The sequence below is a fragment of the Staphylococcus lugdunensis genome (assembly GCF_001558775.1).
In the GTDB taxonomy this organism is placed as follows: Bacteria; Bacillota; Bacilli; order Staphylococcales; family Staphylococcaceae; genus Staphylococcus; species Staphylococcus lugdunensis.
The window spans coordinates 399,852-418,463 of sequence record NZ_CP014022.1 but is presented as its reverse complement, the minus strand read 5'-3'; the positions used below and the strand labels follow the sequence as shown (position 1 = coordinate 418,463).

The window sequence follows — 18,612 nt, the reverse complement described above, 5'->3', positions numbered from 1 at the left end:
ATGACTTTTATAATTTTATTTACTGGCTTCTTTATTTACAATATTTCGTATTGTTGGCTCGCTTTCTTAGGGGACAGCTTCAGCTTGTCCTGTTCCCTCAAAAGTCTCACCAAAATACGGCGTATTTATTTGTAATGATACATTGAAATACTTTAAAAAATAAGGCACTTTCGTATAATTTAATAAACTTCACTAAACTAAATTAACGAGGTACCTTATGTATAAAGCGATAACATGACGCAACATATGCCATTTAGTATTAATACTTTCAAACGATATCTCTCATCATATTAATGATATTATTGAAACGATACTCGAAGAAAAGATTTTGGGATTTTAATTTTAATCTATTTTATCTATATCACAGATTGATTTTAGATAAAGTAACATTAATGTAAATCTGCTTGATAATTAGCACGATCTTGTTGTTCTTTGGCATAGTGCTCAGGATTCTTTTTATAAAAGTCTTGGTGATATTCCTCTGCTTTATAAAAAGTTGAAGCAGGTAAAATCTTTGTGGCAATAGCTTTGTCAGAATATATGGTATGTTGCAATTGCTGAATGTAGTTTTCGGCAATTTTCTTTTGATCATCGTTCGTATAAAAAATAGCTGTTTTATACTGGGAACCTCTATCTTGAAACTGGCCTGCATCATCTAATGGATCAATCACTGAAAAGAAAATTTCAAGTAGTTTATGATATGAAAAAAGTGCAACATCGTATTCAATTTTAACTGTTTCATAATGACCTGTTGTACCTTTTTTAACATCTTCATAAGTTGGATTGTCAGTCGTTCCTCCCATATAGCCTGATGTTACTTTTTCAATACCTTCAAAAGTATCGAAAGGCTTTGTCATACACCAAAAGCAACCTCCGGCAAAATATGCGGTATTTATATTCATTTATACCATCCTCTCATTAGACCTTAGTACCATTTTTTCATAAATATCTTGATTTTTTTAGCTATTTTCTATAACTTTAATGTATATTATAATACATAGATAGCGTATTTTGAAGAAATTAAAATTAAGGTAGGTAGCCATGGCAGAAGAGAAGGAACAAACCAAATACAGAAGAAGTAATGGGACTACTACTTCAACTAAAAAAACTAAAAAACGTATAAAAAAATTACCCATCGCAATATTAATTGTTTTGATTTTACTTGTGAGCTTGATTGTCTATATTACAGTGAGCTATCAAAATGGAATTAAATATGCTGAAGAACATGCAAAGGATGTTAAAATTCATAAATTTAATGGCCCTATAAAAAATGATGGGAAAATTTCAGTGTTAGTGCTAGGTGCAGATAAAGCACAGTCTGGAAAATCTAGAACAGATTCTATGATGATTGTACAATACGATTATTTACACAAAAAAATGAAAATGATGTCTGTGATGCGTGATATTTATGCAGATATTCCTGGATATAATAGCTATAAGCTTAATGCAGCTTATACATTAGGTGGTCCAGAGTTATTAAGACAAACTTTGAATAAGAATTTAGGAATTAATCCTGAATATTATGCAGTTATTGATTTTACAGGTTTTGAGAAAATGATTGATGAGTTAGCGCCTAATGGGGTGCCTATAGATGTTGAAAAAGATATGTCCAAAAATATTGGCGTGTCATTAAAAAAAGGACACCATCGACTTAATGGTAAAGAGCTATTAGGATATGCTAGATTCCGTCATGATGCTGAAGGTGATTTTGGTCGTGTACGTCGTCAACAGCAAGTGATGCAAACATTAAAGCAAGAATTAGTAACACCTAGCACAGTTTTTAAATTGCCACGTGTTGCAGGTATTTTAAGAGGTTATATTAACACAGATATGCCCGATTCAGCGATTTTCCAAACAGGTATAAGTTTTGGTATTCGTGGAGATAAAGATGTACAGTCTCTGACTATACCAGTGAAAAATTCATACCAAAATATCAATACGAATAATGATGGAAGTGCCTTAGATATTGATAAACAAAAAAATAAAGAAGCTATCAAGAAGTTTTTAGATGATGATAACTAAGTATAGTAAAAACGCCAACTACGTATGTAGCTGGCGTTTTTATCGATTTTAAAGGGTTTTATTGATCAGATTTTCTTATTCCGCCTACACCATAATGATTTTTCTTCATTTCTTCAATAATCACATGAATTGCATCACGATTAGCGCCTGTTGTTTTTTCTACTGCATTAGTGACTTCTGATACTAATGCTTTCAATTGTTCATCAGAGCGACCTTCTATTAATTTTACATTTATGATTGGCATAAATAGCGCCTCCTTTAAAATTTAAGTCTATTTTAGTATAGCATGAAACCTTTATGTTTAGAACAATATTTTATAGAACATTTGTTCTTATAAGTATTGAAAAAGAACATTTGTTCGTATATAATTAAAATATCTACAGGGAGGTAGTGGGAATGTATGATTACAATTTATTAGACGATAGGGATGTCTTATGTATTGATCAAAAAAGCTTTTTTGCAAGTGTTTCATGTATAGAGAAAGGTTTAAATCCAAAAACAACAAAGTTAGCAGTAGTAGCAGATACTAAACGACAAGGCTCAGTGGTACTTGCAGCAACACCAAAATTAAAAGAATTAGGTATTAAAACAGGTTCAAGACTATTCGAAATTCCACATCGTAATGACATTTATATTATTAATCCTAGTATGAGGAAGTATTTAAACGTATCTATAGCTATTTCAAAAATAGCATTACGTTATGTTCCAGCTGAAGATTTACATCAATACAGTATTGATGAATTTTTTATGGATGTAACAGATAGTTATTATCGCTTTAATTCTACTGTTACTGCTTTTTGTGAACGCTTAAAAAAGGAAATATATGAAGAAACAGGAATTATGTGTACAGTAGGTATTGGCTCAAATATGCTGTTAAGTAAAGTAGCAATGGATACTGAAGCTAAACATACTATAAATGGTATAGCAGAATGGCGTTATCATGATGTTCCGAATAAATTATGGAATATACAACCTTTGAGAGAATTTTGGGGAATTAATAAACGGACAGAAGTTAAATTAAATAAACGTGGGATTTTTACTGTGGGAGATTTAGCAAAATACCCACATAACCAATTAAAGAAAGCATTTGGAATATTAGGTACTGATTTACATTTACATGCGAATGGAATAGATCAAAGTAAGTTACGAGATAAGCATCATATTACAAATCCTTCAATTTGTAAGAGCCAAATTTTAATGCGAGATTACACCTTTGAGGAATCTAAAGTAGTTATGCAAGAATTAATAGAAGATGTGGCAAGCAGGGTGAGAGCGCGAAAACAAATGGCAAGAACAATTCACTTTTCATTTGGCTATAGCGAAGGTGGTGGCGTGCATAAGCAATATACACTTGAAGATCCGACTAACTTAGAAAAAGAAATATTTAAAGTAGTAAACTACTATGCTAATCATTTATGCGATAAAAAAGTATTATACCGTACATTAAGTGTATCTTTAACACAACTTGTACCTGAAGATCAACGGCAATTGAATTTATTTTTTGATGAATACGAACGTAAACGAGATGAAAAATTAGCTAAAACGATTGATAATTTACACATGAAATATGGTAAAGGCATTGTATCTAAAGCTATATCTTATACTGATTCAGGTACTAAGCACGGACGTTTAGGATTAATGGCAGGACATAAGATGTAATAATTACATTGGGAGTGGGACAGAATTCATGATGAATTCGTAGTCTCACCCCGGCAAGGTTGACTAGGATTGAAAAAATGGTACCAGCGTATTTTCAATCCAATCAACTACTGACTTATGGTACATAGGTATCAAATTCATGCAAAGCTTTAATACCTTTATCACGATCTTCGGGTGTTTTAAAACTGATTTGAAGTGCACCAAGAATATCTTCACGGACTTCTAAAATTTTTAAGTTGCTTATAGAAATGTTATGTAAACTTAGAATATAAGTAACTTGGTTAATCATACCCGGTTTATCCGGAATATCTACAAATAGATCATACGCTGTATTTAATGCGCCTTGTTGTTTAAGGGGTAAAGCATCACGATATGTTTTAGCGTTAGCAAAAAACGCTTGAATTTCTTCGATTTTATCGTTTTGAATTAATGAAGATAATGCTACTAATTGTTGTTGCATATCTTGTATTAAGTTTAGAATGGCTGTTTTATTACTAATTGTAATATCGCGCCACATTTCTGCATTACTACTAGCTATGCGAGTAATATCGCGAAAACCACCAGCAGCAAGTTGTTTAACTAATTTATGTTTTGTAGATTGATTTGCATTTAAATGCACCAAACTAGCTGCAATAATATGGGGTACATGGCTAACAGCTGCAGTGACAATATCATGTTCTTTTGCTGTTGTTTCAATAAATTTAGCTGAAGTAGAGCTAAATAATTGTTTCAAATATTGAGCAGCATCGCGATTTTTAGTTGAATTATAAACGAGAACGTAATATGCATTTTCAAATAAATGCTTTTTAGCATTTAACACCCCAGACTTATGACTACCGGCCATTGGATGGCCACCTACAAGGTGTATATTATGATGCAATAGTCGATTTTCAAATTCTAAAACGTTTGTTTTTGTACTCCCAGTATCAGTAACAATTAGGTTAGCCTGAGTGTTAAATAGATGTAATTGAGCTAAATAACGAATCGTTTGTTGAACAGGCGTTGCAAAAATTAAAACATCTGCTTGTTCAACGGCAATGCGATAATCGGTTATTTTAGTATCAATAATACCCATAGAATATGCTTTTTCTAACTGAGAAATATCTGAATCATATGCAGAGATATGAAGATTACTGTGATAATACTTTAAATTACTTGCCAAGCTACCGCCAATTAAGCCTAGTCCAATAAAAACAATATTGTGCATTAAGAATCACCTTATTCAAAATTTTCAGAATAAAAATATTGTAAAGTAGATGGAGTAATTAATCAAATATAATTAGGGGAGTAAAAGGTATAGTAATCTGTAATTTAAAAAAGGGATATATGCGTGACTGAAAATACTTTAGAAACAATCCAGACACTAATTGAAATTGGTAGTCCAACAAGAAATGCTACAGAAGCAATATCATTAACAGTTAGTTTATTCGACACGGATGATTAATAAAGCTGCATTACTTATAATAGTAAAAGGGAGAACTGTGAAATTCAAACTGAATCAGGAGAAATCTTTATAGGAATAATATATTTTACATGAAACAAATGTTCATGTTTATAAAGACAGCAATAAACAGTCTCTATAGACGATAAACATATGGAAGTGCGCATTGGTGAGAGAACACAATCAGCATAAGAAACTAGAGATTTAGGTATAGAAGTGGGGGATGTATGAGTTTTGATTCAAGGACAAAAATTACAAAATTAGAGTTTATTAAAGCGTGCCAGCAAAATTTCAGGTTTTGCCGACACGCTGTGATAACCGTTTGATAAGTGTTTTTTTATTTATTGCTTTCTAATTCAATTATAATAATGCTTTAAATTGAATATTTGAAGGTTGTTCAAAAGCATCATCAAAACCGCGTGGGTGATGGTATTCTATTTTATCTTTGTCTTCTGGATAAGTATATTTACCACCAACTTCCCATATGAAAGGATGGAATTGATACTGTAAGCGATCTTTGCGCATTTTCCAGAGTTCTATAATTTCATTTGTAGATGCCATGAAATTAGACCAAATATCATAATGTACTGGAATAATTACTTTCGCATTTAAGTTTTCTGCCATACGTAAAAGATCAATCGATGTCATTTTATCTTGAATACCTACAGGATTGTCACCATAGTTATTGAGTACAACATCTATTTTAAAGTCTTTACCGTGCTTGGCAAAGTAATTTGAAAAATGTGAGTCAGCACCATGGTAAATCGTACCACCTGGAGTTTCAAATACATAATTGACTGATTTTCGAGCCATTTCTTCGTCAGTTACTGGAAGTCCTTTTAAATTGTTGTCATTTTCTTCGCTGCCTTCAACTGGCAATGTAACAAGACAAGTTCTATCGAATGATTCTACCGCTGTTACTTTTACATCTTTAAATTCGAAGCTTTCACCTGGCTTTATTGTGATAATACGATCTTCTGAAACACCCCATTCTTTCCAGATGCGGGCACATTCATGCGGACCCACAAATTTAACATGGTTTAATTTTGGATTGTTGAAGATTGCCGCAGCTGTATTAATATCAATATGATCACTATGGTAATGAGAAACTAGGTAATAATCTAATTCGTTTATCGCAAATGGATCAATAACCATTGGCTGTACACGAAGATTTGGTTGTAGTTTACGAACGCCTGCCATATTGGCCATTTGATGTCCTCGAACCATATCTTTAACTTTTTTAGTAGATTTGCCTCTGTTTGACCATAAGTCCATAACGATATTTGCACCTTCTGGCGTTTTGATCCAGATACCACAATTGCCTAACCACCACATTGCAAAATTACCTTCATTAACAACTTCATTTTCTATTTCTTCATTAAGCCAAGTTCCCCATTCTGGAAAGGTAGATAGAATCCATGACTCTCTTGTAATATCTTTAACATTTTTCATTATTGAATCTCCTTATATCATTATTGTTATTTAAGTATTTCAATGAATCTACTTTCTTTATGCAAATGAAATTTTAAAAATTTTTAGTTTCTAAAGTTTGGATTAATTCTTTGAGAAATAACTTTTCGATTTGATTTCGTAAGTTATATTGTTCACTTTCATCTCTAATATAATGTTTCAATATTAAATCTAGTTGATTAGAAAAATTATAAAAATTTATTTCATTACTTGAATATCTATAAGAAACGATACGTATAATATCTTCATTTGTGAGAATTGGATTAACAAATATTACGGGAATATCCGTTTCGATAGCATCACTTGTAGAAATGATAATATCTGAATTTAAAATTTCTTTAACACTATCGAATTCTTCTAAAGTAAATACAGTATCAATATATGCATTAGATATATAGGACTGGCATTGTTTTAAGAAGAATTTTCTCATGCCAATACCTTCATCGCATATAAGTGTAATTTTTTTAACTGGTATTTCACTATTTGGATTATTGTGAATTGCACCACCAAGATGTATGGCTATATAAGCTATGTCATCATCAGTCATGTGAATTAGCCAAGCTTCTTCAAGTAATGTAATACAACGCTTTGTAACCATGAATAGATAGTTGAACTTTTCTTTAATATTATTTGTAAATTGTGTATCTGAAGGAATATTGTAAGTCTTTTGATAAAGTAAAGATTTACAGTGTGTTAGAAGTTGATTCAACAACATATTTCGTTTTGAAATATTTATATTATATTCATGCTCAAAAAGCGATAAAAATAATTCTAAAGTCTCACGCATATCATCATAATCATTACTAACATTATGAATATCACTATCTTTACGCAATGATAAAAGTAAAAGGGCTATAATATTTTTTGCCATTTGATCAAAAGAAACATTAAATTCAGACTCTAAAGAGGATACAAGCTTTTCAGACACTTTATATTCAATGCGCTCTTGAACAAGTATGAAATCTTTTCTTATCAATTCATAATTGTAAGCATTAATCCCGCTGTTATAAGAAACCATTAACAAATAGGGTAGTATTTGTAACATAAACTCACTATCTTTTCGATTAAGTATTTTACCTAAATCATTACTTATTTCTTTTAATAAGGTCTTTAAAAAATCCGTTTTTTCTAATGAGTGATAGTGACTAAAGCTTGTATTAGATAAAAGTTTCTCATGAATCAAAGATTTAAAAGCTTCAGATGATGATTTATGAATTTCATGCAGTATTTTATATATAAATTGAATTTTAGATAACAGATGGCATTCAATATAATATCCTCCAAACTTTTTTACACGTAGATGAATATTAAATTGTTCAAATTCTATAAGTTCTCGAATATTATTGAGATCATTTAGAATCGTATTATGTGAGACATCAACAAGTTCCATAAGTTTGTTGATTGTAATGAATTCATTTGAGATACAAATATATATGATGATTAGCCATTGGCGTTCTTCTATGCTCATAACATATTGCGTTGTATCAGATTTACTTAATAACTCTATACAGGCGCGTTTTTGATCATCGTTTAATAAAATACCAATATGTGGGTAGTTTATTATTTTCTTTGTATCGTCTGGTAATGACTGATTTATTTTTTTAAGGTGATAGTATACTTTACGTCTAGATTGACAAAGATTTTTTGAGATTTCTGTAATTGTTTCTGGTTGTTCAATTTGAATTAAGTAGTCTAGTAGAGTATGACTTGTTTTATCTAAGCTGAGTATCATAAACTATCACCTTTTTATTTAGTATTTTAATGTTATTGCTGACCGTAATAAGCGTTAGTGCCATGTTTTCTTAAATAGTGTTTATCCATAATATAACTTGGTGCATTTTCCACACACGGATTAATTTGTTTCGTATATCTGTTCATCTTGGCGACTTCTTCAAGGACAACAGAATGATAGATAGCTTGTGAAGCATTTTTACCCCATGTAAACGGACCATGATTACTAACGATAACACCAGGAATAGACGTTGGATCAAGTTTTCGTTCTTTAAAAGTTTCGACAATGACTTTTCCTGTTTCTTTTTCATAGGCATCTTCAACTTCATTATATGTCAATGAACGTGTACATGGTATAGGACCATGAAAATAATCTGCATGAGTTGTACCTAAGAATGGAATGTCTAATCCTGATTGTGCCCATCCAACTGCTTCTGTAGAATGTGTGTGTACAATCCCGCCAATTTCTGGCCATGCCTTATATAATTCAAGATGTGTTTGAAGGTCAGAAGAAGGGTTAAATGATCCTTCTAATACGTTTCCTTCAAGATCTGTGACGACCATATTTTCCGGTGTGAGTTTTTCATAATCTACGCCAGAAGGCTTAATGACCACAATTCCTAAATCACGATTGATTTCTGATACATTGCCCCAGGTGAATTTAACAAGTTTGTATTTAGGAAGTTCTATGTTTCCATGATATACGTTCTGACGCATTTGTGTTAATGTTTCTGACATACTATTTTAACCCCACTTTCTCAATTAATGGATAAAGAAAAGATTGTGCAGTTTTTATAGCGTAACGTGTTTCTTCAACAGTATCATAATTTTCTGACCACATTTCAATCAGGAATGGGCCATTATAATGAATATCCTTTAATATTTTAAAAAACTTTTCCCATTCTACACAACCTTCTCCAAATGGTACATCTCTGAATTGTCCATTTGAATCTTCTGTTACTGCGTATGTGTCTTTTAAGTGTATAGAGGCAATAGATTGTCTTCCTTTATAAAATTCATCTAAAAGGTTATTGTTCCATGCAGATATATTACCTATGTCTGGATAGACGTATAGAAAAGGGGAATTAATTTCTTTTTCAATGGCAAGATATTTTTTAATTGAATTAATGTATGGATCATCCATTGTTTCGATTGAAAGAATGACTTGAGCTTCTTCTGCCAACGTACAAGCTTGTCGAAGATTCTTTATAAATCGTTTGTGAGTATCTATGGATTTTTCTTCATAATAAACATCATAACCAGCTAATTGAATATTTCGCACACCGATATCTTGCGCAAATTCTATACATTTTTTCATTAATTCCATAGATTTTTCTTCAGTATTAAAATCATTTGACCCCATTGGGAAACGCCTATGACCACTGAAAGTAATCGTAGGTATACGTATGCCTGTTTCGAAAATAGCTTTTACAAGTTCTAGTCTTTGTTCTTTAGACCAGTCTAATCTTGCTAAACGAGTATCTGATTCGTCAATAGATAGTTCGACAAAATCAAAACCGAGTTCTTTAGCGAATTTAAGTTTTTCTATCCACGTATAATGTTTTGGCAATGCTTTTTCATAAATACCAATTGGACGAGACATAATCTTACCCCCAAATACGCTTGATTTCATCTTTAAATTCACGTGCAGCAGATAGTGGGTCTTCAGCTTCTGTAAGACTACGACCAGCAATAAATGTATAAACATCTATACCTTTAAAAAGTTTAAGTGTTTCTACAGATAAACCACCCGTAACAGATACACGGAAGCCCATATCGATTAATTTTTTCACTTTTGAAAGATCTTTTTCCCCCCAACTTTCGCCATCTAATAGAGCATCGCGCGACTGATGATATATTGCTTGTTCAATACCAATATCGAGCCACTTTTGAGCTTCTTCAAAAGTCCAATCTCCATATAATTCAACTTGTATTTCTCCTTGATCACCTCGTTCTTCTTTAATAGCTTTAAGTGCAGCTTTCATTGTTGGTATAGTTGCTGAGCATATACATGTCATCCAGTCAGCTCCTTTTTTGGCGTTGTTTAAAGCTACTGTTCCGCCAGCATCTGCACATTTAGTGTCAGCGACAATTGTTTTATTAGGAAATAGTTTACTTAGTATTTCTACTAGTTCACTTCCTACCTGTAAAAGACAAACTGTTCCAGCCTCAATGATATCAACTTCATTTCCAACGAGTGAAGCAGCTTTAACCGCATCAGACATTGTTGAATGATCTAATGCTACTTGCAATTTAGGTAATTTCTTTGTCATTTCTTTTCCTACTTTCTAATTAAATTTAATATTATTTATAAATAAATTTTAAAATTTAATTCCTTCAAGATAAGGGCTATCTTTAGTTTCTTCAATTATAGAAAGGACTTCATCTTTAGTTTGACAATCATTTAAACGTCTAATTGCATCTTTTAAATCAAAAAGTGCAACAATTTGAGGTATAGCAATTGAATTATGAATTTTCGAGCTCGTTGCAGCCAATGTAAGAAGAATACTGACTTCTTTTCCGTCTGAGAACTTTACGGGTTCTTTAAGAATAATTAATGAGAATGCATCTCTTATTACACCTGCTTCAGGACGAGCATGGGGCATAGCCATTCCAGGAGTTAATATATAATATGGACCATAATGTTCCGTCGATTCAATAATTGCATCGTAATATTCAGGTTTAACAGCACCACTATCGATGAGTGGTTGTACAGATAACTTAACAGCTTCTTTCCAATCTTTCGCAGTTAAACCTAACTGAATTGAATCGTTATCAATCAAAGCTTGTTTTAAATTCATAAGTATTGTGCTCCTAACTAAAAATTATTTTAAAGCTTCTTTTAATTTAGTTTTAATTTCATTGTCATCCATTAAGTTGTCTAAGCCTATGAGTTTGCATTTTGTATAGTCTTTCATCTCTGCAATTAAATGGTTAGAAACGATGACTATATCATAATTACTAGCAATTCCTTTAGCTTCTCCTACTGAGCAAGATGCAGATTCAACATTTAATACATTTAATTCTCTTAATGCGTTTTCAACTTTCATTTTGATAACCATTGATGAACCCATTCCGTTTCCACATGCTGTAAGTACTTTAATCATAAAAATTCCTCCTAAATATAATTAATTATTGTTTTTGTTATTGATGAATCCCTGAATAATAAGCTTCTTTATTTTTAGCGCGTCTAAACTGTAATTGAGGGATAAGTAAAAAGAATGCACAAACCAAAATATAACCAGCAATACCTAAATATTTAAACATATAAGCAAATGGTACCCATGGAATGTCTAAATCGATATTTCCATGATATCCACCTGAAAGGCTAAGTAATAATACTGCTAAAGCGCCGAATGTAACTTGTATTATTCCTGAAATAAATGACAATATTATTGCTGCTCTCCAACCACCACGTTTATCTGCGTATACAGCAATAGCTGCGTTATCGAAGAATACAGGTACAAACCCCGTAATAATAAGTACTGGGTTTTTGAATACGATTAATAAGACAATCATAATGACTTGTCCAATTAAACCACTCACGAAACCAAACAGTACAGCATTTGGAGAACCAAAACCAAATGAAGCTGCTACGTCTACTGCTGGGAATGAACCAGGAAGTAATTTGTTAGAAATACCTTGGAATGCATTTGTTAATTCTCCAACGAACATTCTTACACCTTGCATTAACATAAATAAGTAAACAGAGAACGTGAATGCCGTTTGAATAACGAACATAAAGAATGATTGTTTTTCTGGCACGTATAAAGTACCACTTGTGATGACTTTAGCATTTGATAAAATATCTGGACCTAAGATGAATAAAATGGTTCCAAAGAAAACTAACATTAAAGTAGCTGATGCAACTACTGTGTCATGAAAAATACTTAGAAATTTTGGCAATTTTAAGTTATCTAAATTTTTATCTTTGTTACCCAATTTTGATGCGACTTTGTCTGTAAACCAAATCGCAAATTGTTGTTGGTGACCAATCGCAAATCCACCATTGTTTGTTAAACGTTGTGTAGGTTCAACAGTTAAATTTGAACTTACTGCCCAATATAATCCGCATATTGTACCAATACCAAACGTAGCAAGTAATGGACTTTCACGGAATGTTGGAATCAGTAAAATCATTACCGTAATTGTTGCAGCTTGTTGTACCATAATATGTCCAGTAATAAACAACGTTCTGACTTTCGTGATTTTGCGTAATGCTACTAAAAAGATATTCACAAAAAATCCTACTAAAAGTGCAGATGTCGCAATACCTACAAATTCTGGAAAGTTATTAGCGATTTTGTCATTTGCTGCAGTTAATCCAAAATAAGGGTCGATAACAGCAGCACCAATACTGAATTTGTAATTAAGAGCTGCTAGAATAGGCCGAAATGTTGTGACTAATCCGCCAGCAGCAATATCTAAAATCATGTAGCCTACAGTTGCTTTTACAGCTCCAGCAAAAACAGCATAGTACGGTTTTTTAAGTAAAGCGTAACCGAGCATTACTAACAAACCAACAAAGAAAGCTGGTTTTTGTAAGATATTCTGCGAAAACCAATTTAAGATTATTGGTATATATTCCATATTTATAACCTCCGTAGTATTAAACCTATAATGCATTGATTTACAAGAATTATTATATAAATGAATCCGCTTACATGTAAGACCAATTTGTACACACAAGAGTGTACAAATATAGTTTTTTAATATTTAATTGTTTTGTTAAAGGTATAAATAAAAATATCGCATGAAATTTATAATTAAACATGACATTTGATTTTTGAATTATGAACACTAATTTTATATATATTTTTAGTATGACTTATTTATAACAAAACATTCTTTACTTTATTCCTTAACAAGTGTTAGTTGACCAAGTTAATAATTCTTTGGTTTTTACCTATATAAATTAAAAAATATCAATAACATTAATCCTAAAATAACCAAATAAGTAAGTGAGTTAGGTTGTATAATAAATCGGACGGATGGGAAATTTTTATAACTTTTAAGAGGGTTCATGCTAGATACAACTTCATATATCAAAGCGCACGCTGAACAGTTAGCTTATCCGACACAGATAACTAATAAAGGTGCATTACTTTAGAAGGCGAGCACAATGTGAAGCAAAGCTATATATATGAACATGTAGATACAATAGCTTGAATGGTTAAAGAAATTAAGGAAGATAGCCGTTTGAACATTGATTTTATTAGTGGATTTAACTTAATAGAAGATGAGAAATGTGAAATTTAAACTGAATCAGGAGGCACATTTACAGGAACAATATGTATACATGAAACAAGTGTTCATGTTTATAAAGACAGCAATAAACGTTCTAAAGATGATAAATATATGGAAGTGCGCATTGGAGTACATAATCAGCACAATAAACTAGAGATTTATGTATAGAAGTGGGGGAACTTTATGAGTTTTGATTCAAGGACACAAATTCCAAAAACGGGGTTTATTAAATCAAGACATCTGGATGATAAGTCAAGTGTAACGATGATTATTGGATTACTCAAAAAATTAAAACACAATGATGCTACAACATATAACACAATTTTACATTTTTAATAATGAAGCAATAGGCTATGATGCTAATGCTTCAATCTCAGAATATATGATTGAAGTATAGGGCCTTAGAAATGGGGATAATGGGTGATGGTCAATCGCTGGATGAGTAGATAGTTTTAATCAGTGCAGAAGATATCTCTGGCTCATATCATAAAGTGCTTAAAAAGCATTTAGCAAAATTATGTGAAACCAATCATATTCTACTTTAAAATAGATATTTATCCTTATTACGCATCTGACGCATCGGTATTATTGAAGTCGGCTGCCTATATTAAACACGGCTTATTCTAAATCAATCTTTATTTTTAATATATTGGTAAAGTGCTTGTTTAGCATGATGATTTGCTTCTTTATTTTGTTCTCGAGGAATCCATTTGACAAATAATAAATCAAAACTAGGTTCTAATATTTTGACTTGGTCCAAATACGGTTTAAATTTTATATTTTTTACATTATCTTTTAACATAGCATCTTCAATAAGCTTAGAATCTGTATATAATAAAGCATTTGTCACATTAAGCTCACGTGCATATTCTAGAGCGCGAATAAAAGCTGCCCATTCTGCACTATGATTATCTAAAAGGCCGATATAATGCGTATAAATATGATGATTGTTATCGTCTTTAATAATAATGGCGCAACAGCTTTCACCTGGATTACCATTGGTTGCAGCATCAAAAAATATTTTAGCCATTGAAACAACACCTGCAATACTTTAAATTTATAATACAAATTTATTTTAAGAAATAACTTTGTTTATAGCAATTGAAAATTTATAGATGATATAGAAAAAGAGCGGAATAAAGTCATATGTGACCTCATATTCCGCTCATGTCTATAACTGTTAGGTATAATCAACAAGTTAGTTTATTTAAGTGTAGTCAATAATATTAAATGTATATTAGTAATCTTTATCTAGGTTAGCTATTTTACCTTTACGATACATGGATTTAGCAATGTAACCAAAAGGTACGTTTAGTATTGTAGATAAAAGTTTTAATAGGTACGTAGTAATAAAAATTTCAAACACGGCCATACCAGGTAATGTGCCAATAAATGCGATAGCCACGAATAGTGCAGTATCTATAATTGAGCTTAAAGCTGTACTACCATAAGCACGAATAATAAATGTTTTATCCGAACTGAATATCTTTTTAATCATACTAAAAATAAACACATCAACATGTTGACCAATAATATAAGCTATGATAGAACCTAGTGCGATTCTTGGTATAAGATTGAAAATCGTTTCCATGCCACTTTGCGCAATGTCTTCAGGTGCTGGAATGAAATGCAATGACATTTGCATAACAATAATCATAATTAAAGTTGAAGAAAACCCGAGCCAAACTGCTCTTTTAGCTATCTTTCGACCATAAATATCATTTAGTATGTCAGTTGCTAGATAAATCGAAGCAAACATGACATTACCAAGAGTTGCTGAGATGCCAAAAATATGAATTGTTTTTATGACCTGGATATTGGCAATGATTGTACCTATAGCAATCCAAACAATAAGGCCTTGTTTGCCAAAAGCTCGAAACATAAGTACCATTAAAATAAAAGTAACTAAAAAACTTGCTGCCCCAAATATCTCATTAAACATAGAAATCCTCCTAAATTTTGATAATGCGGGTGTTTAGAAACCGCTAAAAACAACTTATACATTTTACTTCAAAAAATTCGAATATGCAATTTAAATATAACCACATTTATAACGAATAATAAGTAAAAGCTCGTGGTAATGAGAAATAGAATAATTCAAAATTATAATAAATTAAGCTATAATGTTAACATGTATTTAAAATTAGGTGCTATTAAGCCTAAAATGACTTAAAAGGAGTGTCTGATATACTTACACATTCCGAGCAGAATGCAATTCATAAGATAGATGATTTAATGAACACGTATTGTGAACAATGTTTGTTGAAATCACATATAAGAAAGACAGAAGGTAAGACCCAAGCGCATCATTTTTGCATTAATGAATGTTCAGTGGGTAAGCAAATTAAACAAATTGGAAATGAACTGCAATAGGAGGTAAATTATGCAAATTGAAGCAATTAGCGAAACACCGAATCAAAATACAATAAAAATTACGCTGTCAGAAAAAAGAAGTGATAATAAATCAGATACTTACACGCATGCTGCAGATGGACAACCTGAATTTATTAATCGCTTATTTGATATAGAAGGTGTAACCTCTATCTTTTATGTGATGGATTTTATTTCAGTCGATAAGGAAAATGATAAAGATTGGGATGAATTAATTCCTAAAATCCAAGAAAAGTTTAATGCATAAAAGTACCGGTTAAAAATTGATTTATAATATGTCTGACGACGTACTGTTATATCTAATTAAGTTGCTGTTTAATAAATTAGAAGTATTAAAGTCATAGGCTGATCGTTAGTATATGAAGTTAAATTATAAATTAAGATGACAATTTTATATATTCAAAACGGAGCTGAAGGGTTACCTTTGTTTTGAAATAAATTGTAATGTTGAAAGAAGAAAACTATGAGGGGGAAATATCATGAATCCATATGAACAATATATGCGGGAGCTTGCACAACAAATGAAAGCTGAACTTACAGAAAATGGATTTGAAAGTTTAGAAACAAGTGATGCAGTTTCACAATATATGAATCAAGTTGGGGAAGACGATACTACTTTTGTAGTAATCAATTCTACATGTGGTTGTGCAGCTGGTTTAGCACGTCCAGCGGCGGTAGCAGTAGCAGATCAAAATGATAAAAAGCCAACACACAAGATAACTGTTTTTGCTGGTCAGGATAAAGAAGCTACACAAACTATGAGAGCGTATATTCAACAAGTGCCGTCAAGCCCATCTTACGCCTTGTTTAAAGGAACTGAATTAAAACATTTTATTCCTCGTGAACATATCGAAGGACGAGATATTCAAGATATTTGCATGGATATTAAAGATGTTTTTGATGAGTATTGCAACTAAAATCTACAGTCTAAGTTGAAGTGAAATAAACTTCAATTTAGACTTTTTTAAATAAATATAAAAATGTGCGTAATCATTCTAATATTGTACTATTTCTCACTTAGCGCTGGAGATTTTCTTTTTAGTCTTTTAAGTTTTCTAGTATAATAAAACTAATATTTAACACATTTTATTTAAGAAAGGAGATTAAATAATGTTAAATCCATTTGATGCTGCATATCATGACTTATGTGAAGATATATTAGCTATCGGTAAAAATAAAGATGATCGTACGCAAACAGGAACAGTTTCCAAGTTTGGACATCAGTTGCGCTTTGATTTAACCAAAGGATTCCCATTGCTAACAACAAAAAAAGTGTCTTTTAAATTGGTGGCTACAGAGTTACTGTGGTTTATTAAAGGTGATACGAATATTAGATATTTATTACAACACAATAATAATATCTGGAATGAATGGGCTTTTGAAAAATATATTAAATCCTCTGATTATCATGGGCCAGATATGACTAATTTTGGTCATCGCTCATTGGTTGATGATCATTTCAAAGCACAATATAAAGAAGAAATGACACGATTTAAAGAAAATATTCTCACCGATGATGCATTTGCTAGAAAATATGGAGATTTAGGAAATGTATACGGAAAACAATGGCGCGATTGGGTGGACCAATACGGCAATCACTTTGATCAGTTAAAGACGGTCATTGAACAGATAAAAACCCATCCTAACTCTAGACGTCATATTGTTTCAGCTTGGAATCCTGCAGAAGTTGATACAATGGCTTTACCACCATGTCATACTATGTTTCAATTTTATGTACAAAATGGCAAATTAAGTTGTCAATTATATCAGCGAAGTGCTGATATCTTTTTAGGTGTACCTTTTAACATAGCAAGTTATGCTTTATTGACCCATTTGGTGGCGAAAGAATGTGATTTAGAAGTTGGTGAATTTATCCATACATTTGGCGATGCACATATTTATTCTAATCATATAGATGCAGTTCATACACAACTGAGTCGCAGTAGTTTTGAACCACCAACCATTCGTATTAATACGGATAAATCTATTTTTGATATTAGTTATGAGGATATCGAATTGATAAATTATCAATCACATGCAGCGATTAAAGCGCCTATAGCTGTTTGATAAACAAGCATTTAACAACTAATAGTAAAGGAGTGCAATTATGACATTATCAATATTAGTAGCACATGATCAACAACGCGTGATTGGCTATAATAACGATTTACCATGGCATTTACCTAATGATTTAAAGCATGTGAAAAAATTGTCAACAGGCAATACGTTAGTCATGGGTAGAGGAACTTTTGAATCCATTGGTAAACCTCTACCTAATCGACGTAATGTTGTATTAACACATAATCAAAATTTTCAACATGATGGTGTTGATGTTATCCATTCTATTGATGAAATATATAATTTGCCAGGTCATGTATTTATTTTTGGTGGGCAAAGTCTTTTCGACAAAATGATTGATAAAGTAGATGATATGTATATTACTGTGTTAGAAGGGAAATTTAAAGGTGATACGTTCTTTCCGCCATATACTTTTGAAGAGTGGGAAGTTGCATCTTCAGAAGAAGGTGTTTTGGATGAAAAGAATACAATTCCTCATACTTTTTTACATTTAGTTAGACGTAAGAAAAATTAGAGCTAATGGCGTGGAGCCCCAATTCACAGCTCGCAAAGCTTGATGAAATGCTTTTTAG

Annotated in this window: 21 protein-coding genes; 8 read left to right on the top strand and 13 right to left on the bottom strand. The window is 31.7% G+C overall.

The window, feature by feature from the left end; all coding sequences use genetic code 11:
* Window positions 1–389: 389 nt before the first annotated feature.
* Complete coding sequence (msrA, locus tag AL499_RS02060) at window positions 390–902, bottom strand: peptide-methionine (S)-S-oxide reductase MsrA (protein WP_002491893.1); 513 nt, start codon at window positions 900–902, stop codon at window positions 390–392.
* 139 nt (window positions 903–1,041) lie between these two features.
* On the opposite strand from msrA, the gene AL499_RS02055 reads away from it, so the two are divergent.
* A complete protein-coding gene (locus AL499_RS02055; protein WP_002478232.1) occupies window positions 1,042–2,022 on the top strand; it encodes an LCP family protein in 981 nt (326 codons plus the stop codon).
* 58 nt (window positions 2,023–2,080) lie between these two features.
* On the opposite strand, the gene AL499_RS02050 is transcribed toward AL499_RS02055, so the two are convergent.
* Window positions 2,081–2,266 carry a 2-hydroxymuconate tautomerase gene (locus AL499_RS02050; RefSeq protein ID WP_002459183.1) on the bottom strand — a complete coding sequence of 62 codons (186 nt, stop codon included), beginning with the start codon at window positions 2,264–2,266 and terminating at the stop codon, window positions 2,081–2,083.
* Between the two features lie 152 nt (window positions 2,267–2,418).
* Here AL499_RS02050 and AL499_RS02045 point away from each other — a divergent pair, with 152 nt between their 5' ends.
* Window positions 2,419–3,681 carry a Y-family DNA polymerase gene (locus AL499_RS02045; protein ID WP_002459182.1) on the top strand — a complete coding sequence of 421 codons (1,263 nt, stop codon included), beginning with the start codon at window positions 2,419–2,421 and terminating at the stop codon, window positions 3,679–3,681.
* A 115-nt stretch (window positions 3,682–3,796) separates the two neighbouring features.
* Here AL499_RS02045 and AL499_RS02040 read toward each other — a convergent pair whose 3' ends face one another.
* The 9 genes from AL499_RS02040 to AL499_RS02000 all read right to left on the bottom strand — a co-directional run bounded on the left by AL499_RS02040 (window position 3,797) and on the right by AL499_RS02000 (window position 12,913).
* Window positions 3,797–4,888, bottom strand: a complete 1,092-nt coding sequence (locus tag AL499_RS02040; RefSeq protein ID WP_037540377.1) for a prephenate dehydrogenase — start codon at window positions 4,886–4,888, stop codon at window positions 3,797–3,799.
* Window positions 4,889–5,482: 594 nt separating this feature from the next.
* Entirely contained in the window at window positions 5,483–6,574 is a 1,092-nt protein-coding gene (gene ulaG / locus AL499_RS02035; RefSeq protein WP_002459180.1) for an L-ascorbate 6-phosphate lactonase, read from the bottom strand.
* A 73-nt stretch (window positions 6,575–6,647) separates the two neighbouring features.
* Entirely contained in the window at window positions 6,648–8,324 is a 1,677-nt protein-coding gene (locus AL499_RS02030; protein WP_002459179.1) for a BglG family transcription antiterminator, read from the bottom strand.
* 32 nt (window positions 8,325–8,356) lie between these two features.
* Window positions 8,357–9,061 carry an L-ribulose-5-phosphate 4-epimerase gene (locus AL499_RS02025; RefSeq protein WP_002459178.1) on the bottom strand — a complete coding sequence of 235 codons (705 nt, stop codon included), beginning with the start codon at window positions 9,059–9,061 and terminating at the stop codon, window positions 8,357–8,359.
* Window position 9,062: 1 nt separating this feature from the next.
* Window positions 9,063–9,926 carry an L-ribulose-5-phosphate 3-epimerase gene (locus tag AL499_RS02020; protein WP_002492662.1) on the bottom strand — a complete coding sequence of 288 codons (864 nt, stop codon included), beginning with the start codon at window positions 9,924–9,926 and terminating at the stop codon, window positions 9,063–9,065.
* Between the two features lie 4 nt (window positions 9,927–9,930).
* Window positions 9,931–10,596 (bottom strand): 3-keto-L-gulonate-6-phosphate decarboxylase UlaD, encoded by a 666-nt coding sequence (locus AL499_RS02015; protein WP_002459176.1) that lies wholly within the window; start codon window positions 10,594–10,596, stop codon window positions 9,931–9,933.
* A gap of 48 nt (window positions 10,597–10,644) precedes the next feature.
* Window positions 10,645–11,124 (bottom strand): PTS sugar transporter subunit IIA, encoded by a 480-nt coding sequence (locus AL499_RS02010; RefSeq protein ID WP_002492664.1) that lies wholly within the window; start codon window positions 11,122–11,124, stop codon window positions 10,645–10,647.
* 24 nt (window positions 11,125–11,148) lie between these two features.
* The gene (locus AL499_RS02005) at window positions 11,149–11,430 is read right to left on the bottom strand and encodes a PTS sugar transporter subunit IIB (RefSeq protein ID WP_002459174.1); all 282 of its coding nucleotides are present in this window, start codon (window positions 11,428–11,430) and stop codon (window positions 11,149–11,151) included.
* 37 nt (window positions 11,431–11,467) lie between these two features.
* On the bottom strand, window positions 11,468–12,913 hold the full coding sequence (locus AL499_RS02000; RefSeq protein ID WP_002478227.1) for a PTS ascorbate transporter subunit IIC: 1,446 nt from the start codon (window positions 12,911–12,913) through the stop codon (window positions 11,468–11,470).
* Between the two features lie 840 nt (window positions 12,914–13,753).
* Between AL499_RS02000 and AL499_RS12705 the strand changes: the two genes are divergently transcribed.
* On the top strand, window positions 13,754–13,906 hold the full coding sequence (locus tag AL499_RS12705) for a M42 family peptidase (RefSeq protein WP_002459171.1): 153 nt from the start codon (window positions 13,754–13,756) through the stop codon (window positions 13,904–13,906).
* 292 nt (window positions 13,907–14,198) lie between these two features.
* On the opposite strand, the gene AL499_RS01985 is transcribed toward AL499_RS12705, so the two are convergent.
* Window positions 14,199–14,600 carry a ribonuclease HI family protein gene (locus AL499_RS01985; RefSeq protein WP_002492661.1) on the bottom strand — a complete coding sequence of 134 codons (402 nt, stop codon included), beginning with the start codon at window positions 14,598–14,600 and terminating at the stop codon, window positions 14,199–14,201.
* A gap of 207 nt (window positions 14,601–14,807) precedes the next feature.
* Window positions 14,808–15,512 carry a queuosine precursor transporter gene (locus AL499_RS01980; RefSeq protein WP_002492666.1) on the bottom strand — a complete coding sequence of 235 codons (705 nt, stop codon included), beginning with the start codon at window positions 15,510–15,512 and terminating at the stop codon, window positions 14,808–14,810.
* Between the two features lie 236 nt (window positions 15,513–15,748).
* Between AL499_RS01980 and AL499_RS12230 the strand changes: the two genes are divergently transcribed.
* The 5 genes from AL499_RS12230 (at window position 15,749) to AL499_RS01960 (ending at window position 18,554) form a co-directional block, all read left to right on the top strand.
* On the top strand, window positions 15,749–15,943 hold the full coding sequence (locus tag AL499_RS12230) for a zinc-finger domain-containing protein (protein ID WP_002459168.1): 195 nt from the start codon (window positions 15,749–15,751) through the stop codon (window positions 15,941–15,943).
* 10 nt (window positions 15,944–15,953) lie between these two features.
* On the top strand, window positions 15,954–16,208 hold the full coding sequence (locus AL499_RS01975) for a NifU N-terminal domain-containing protein (RefSeq protein WP_002459167.1): 255 nt from the start codon (window positions 15,954–15,956) through the stop codon (window positions 16,206–16,208).
* A gap of 232 nt (window positions 16,209–16,440) precedes the next feature.
* A complete protein-coding gene (gene brxA, locus AL499_RS01970) occupies window positions 16,441–16,878 on the top strand; it encodes a bacilliredoxin BrxA (RefSeq protein ID WP_002492665.1) in 438 nt (145 codons plus the stop codon).
* 193 nt (window positions 16,879–17,071) lie between these two features.
* Window positions 17,072–18,028, top strand: a complete 957-nt coding sequence (locus AL499_RS01965; protein ID WP_002478224.1) for a thymidylate synthase — start codon at window positions 17,072–17,074, stop codon at window positions 18,026–18,028.
* 40 nt (window positions 18,029–18,068) lie between these two features.
* Window positions 18,069–18,554, top strand: a complete 486-nt coding sequence (locus tag AL499_RS01960) for a dihydrofolate reductase (RefSeq protein WP_002459164.1) — start codon at window positions 18,069–18,071, stop codon at window positions 18,552–18,554.
* The last annotated feature ends 58 nt before the right edge of the window (window positions 18,555–18,612 follow it).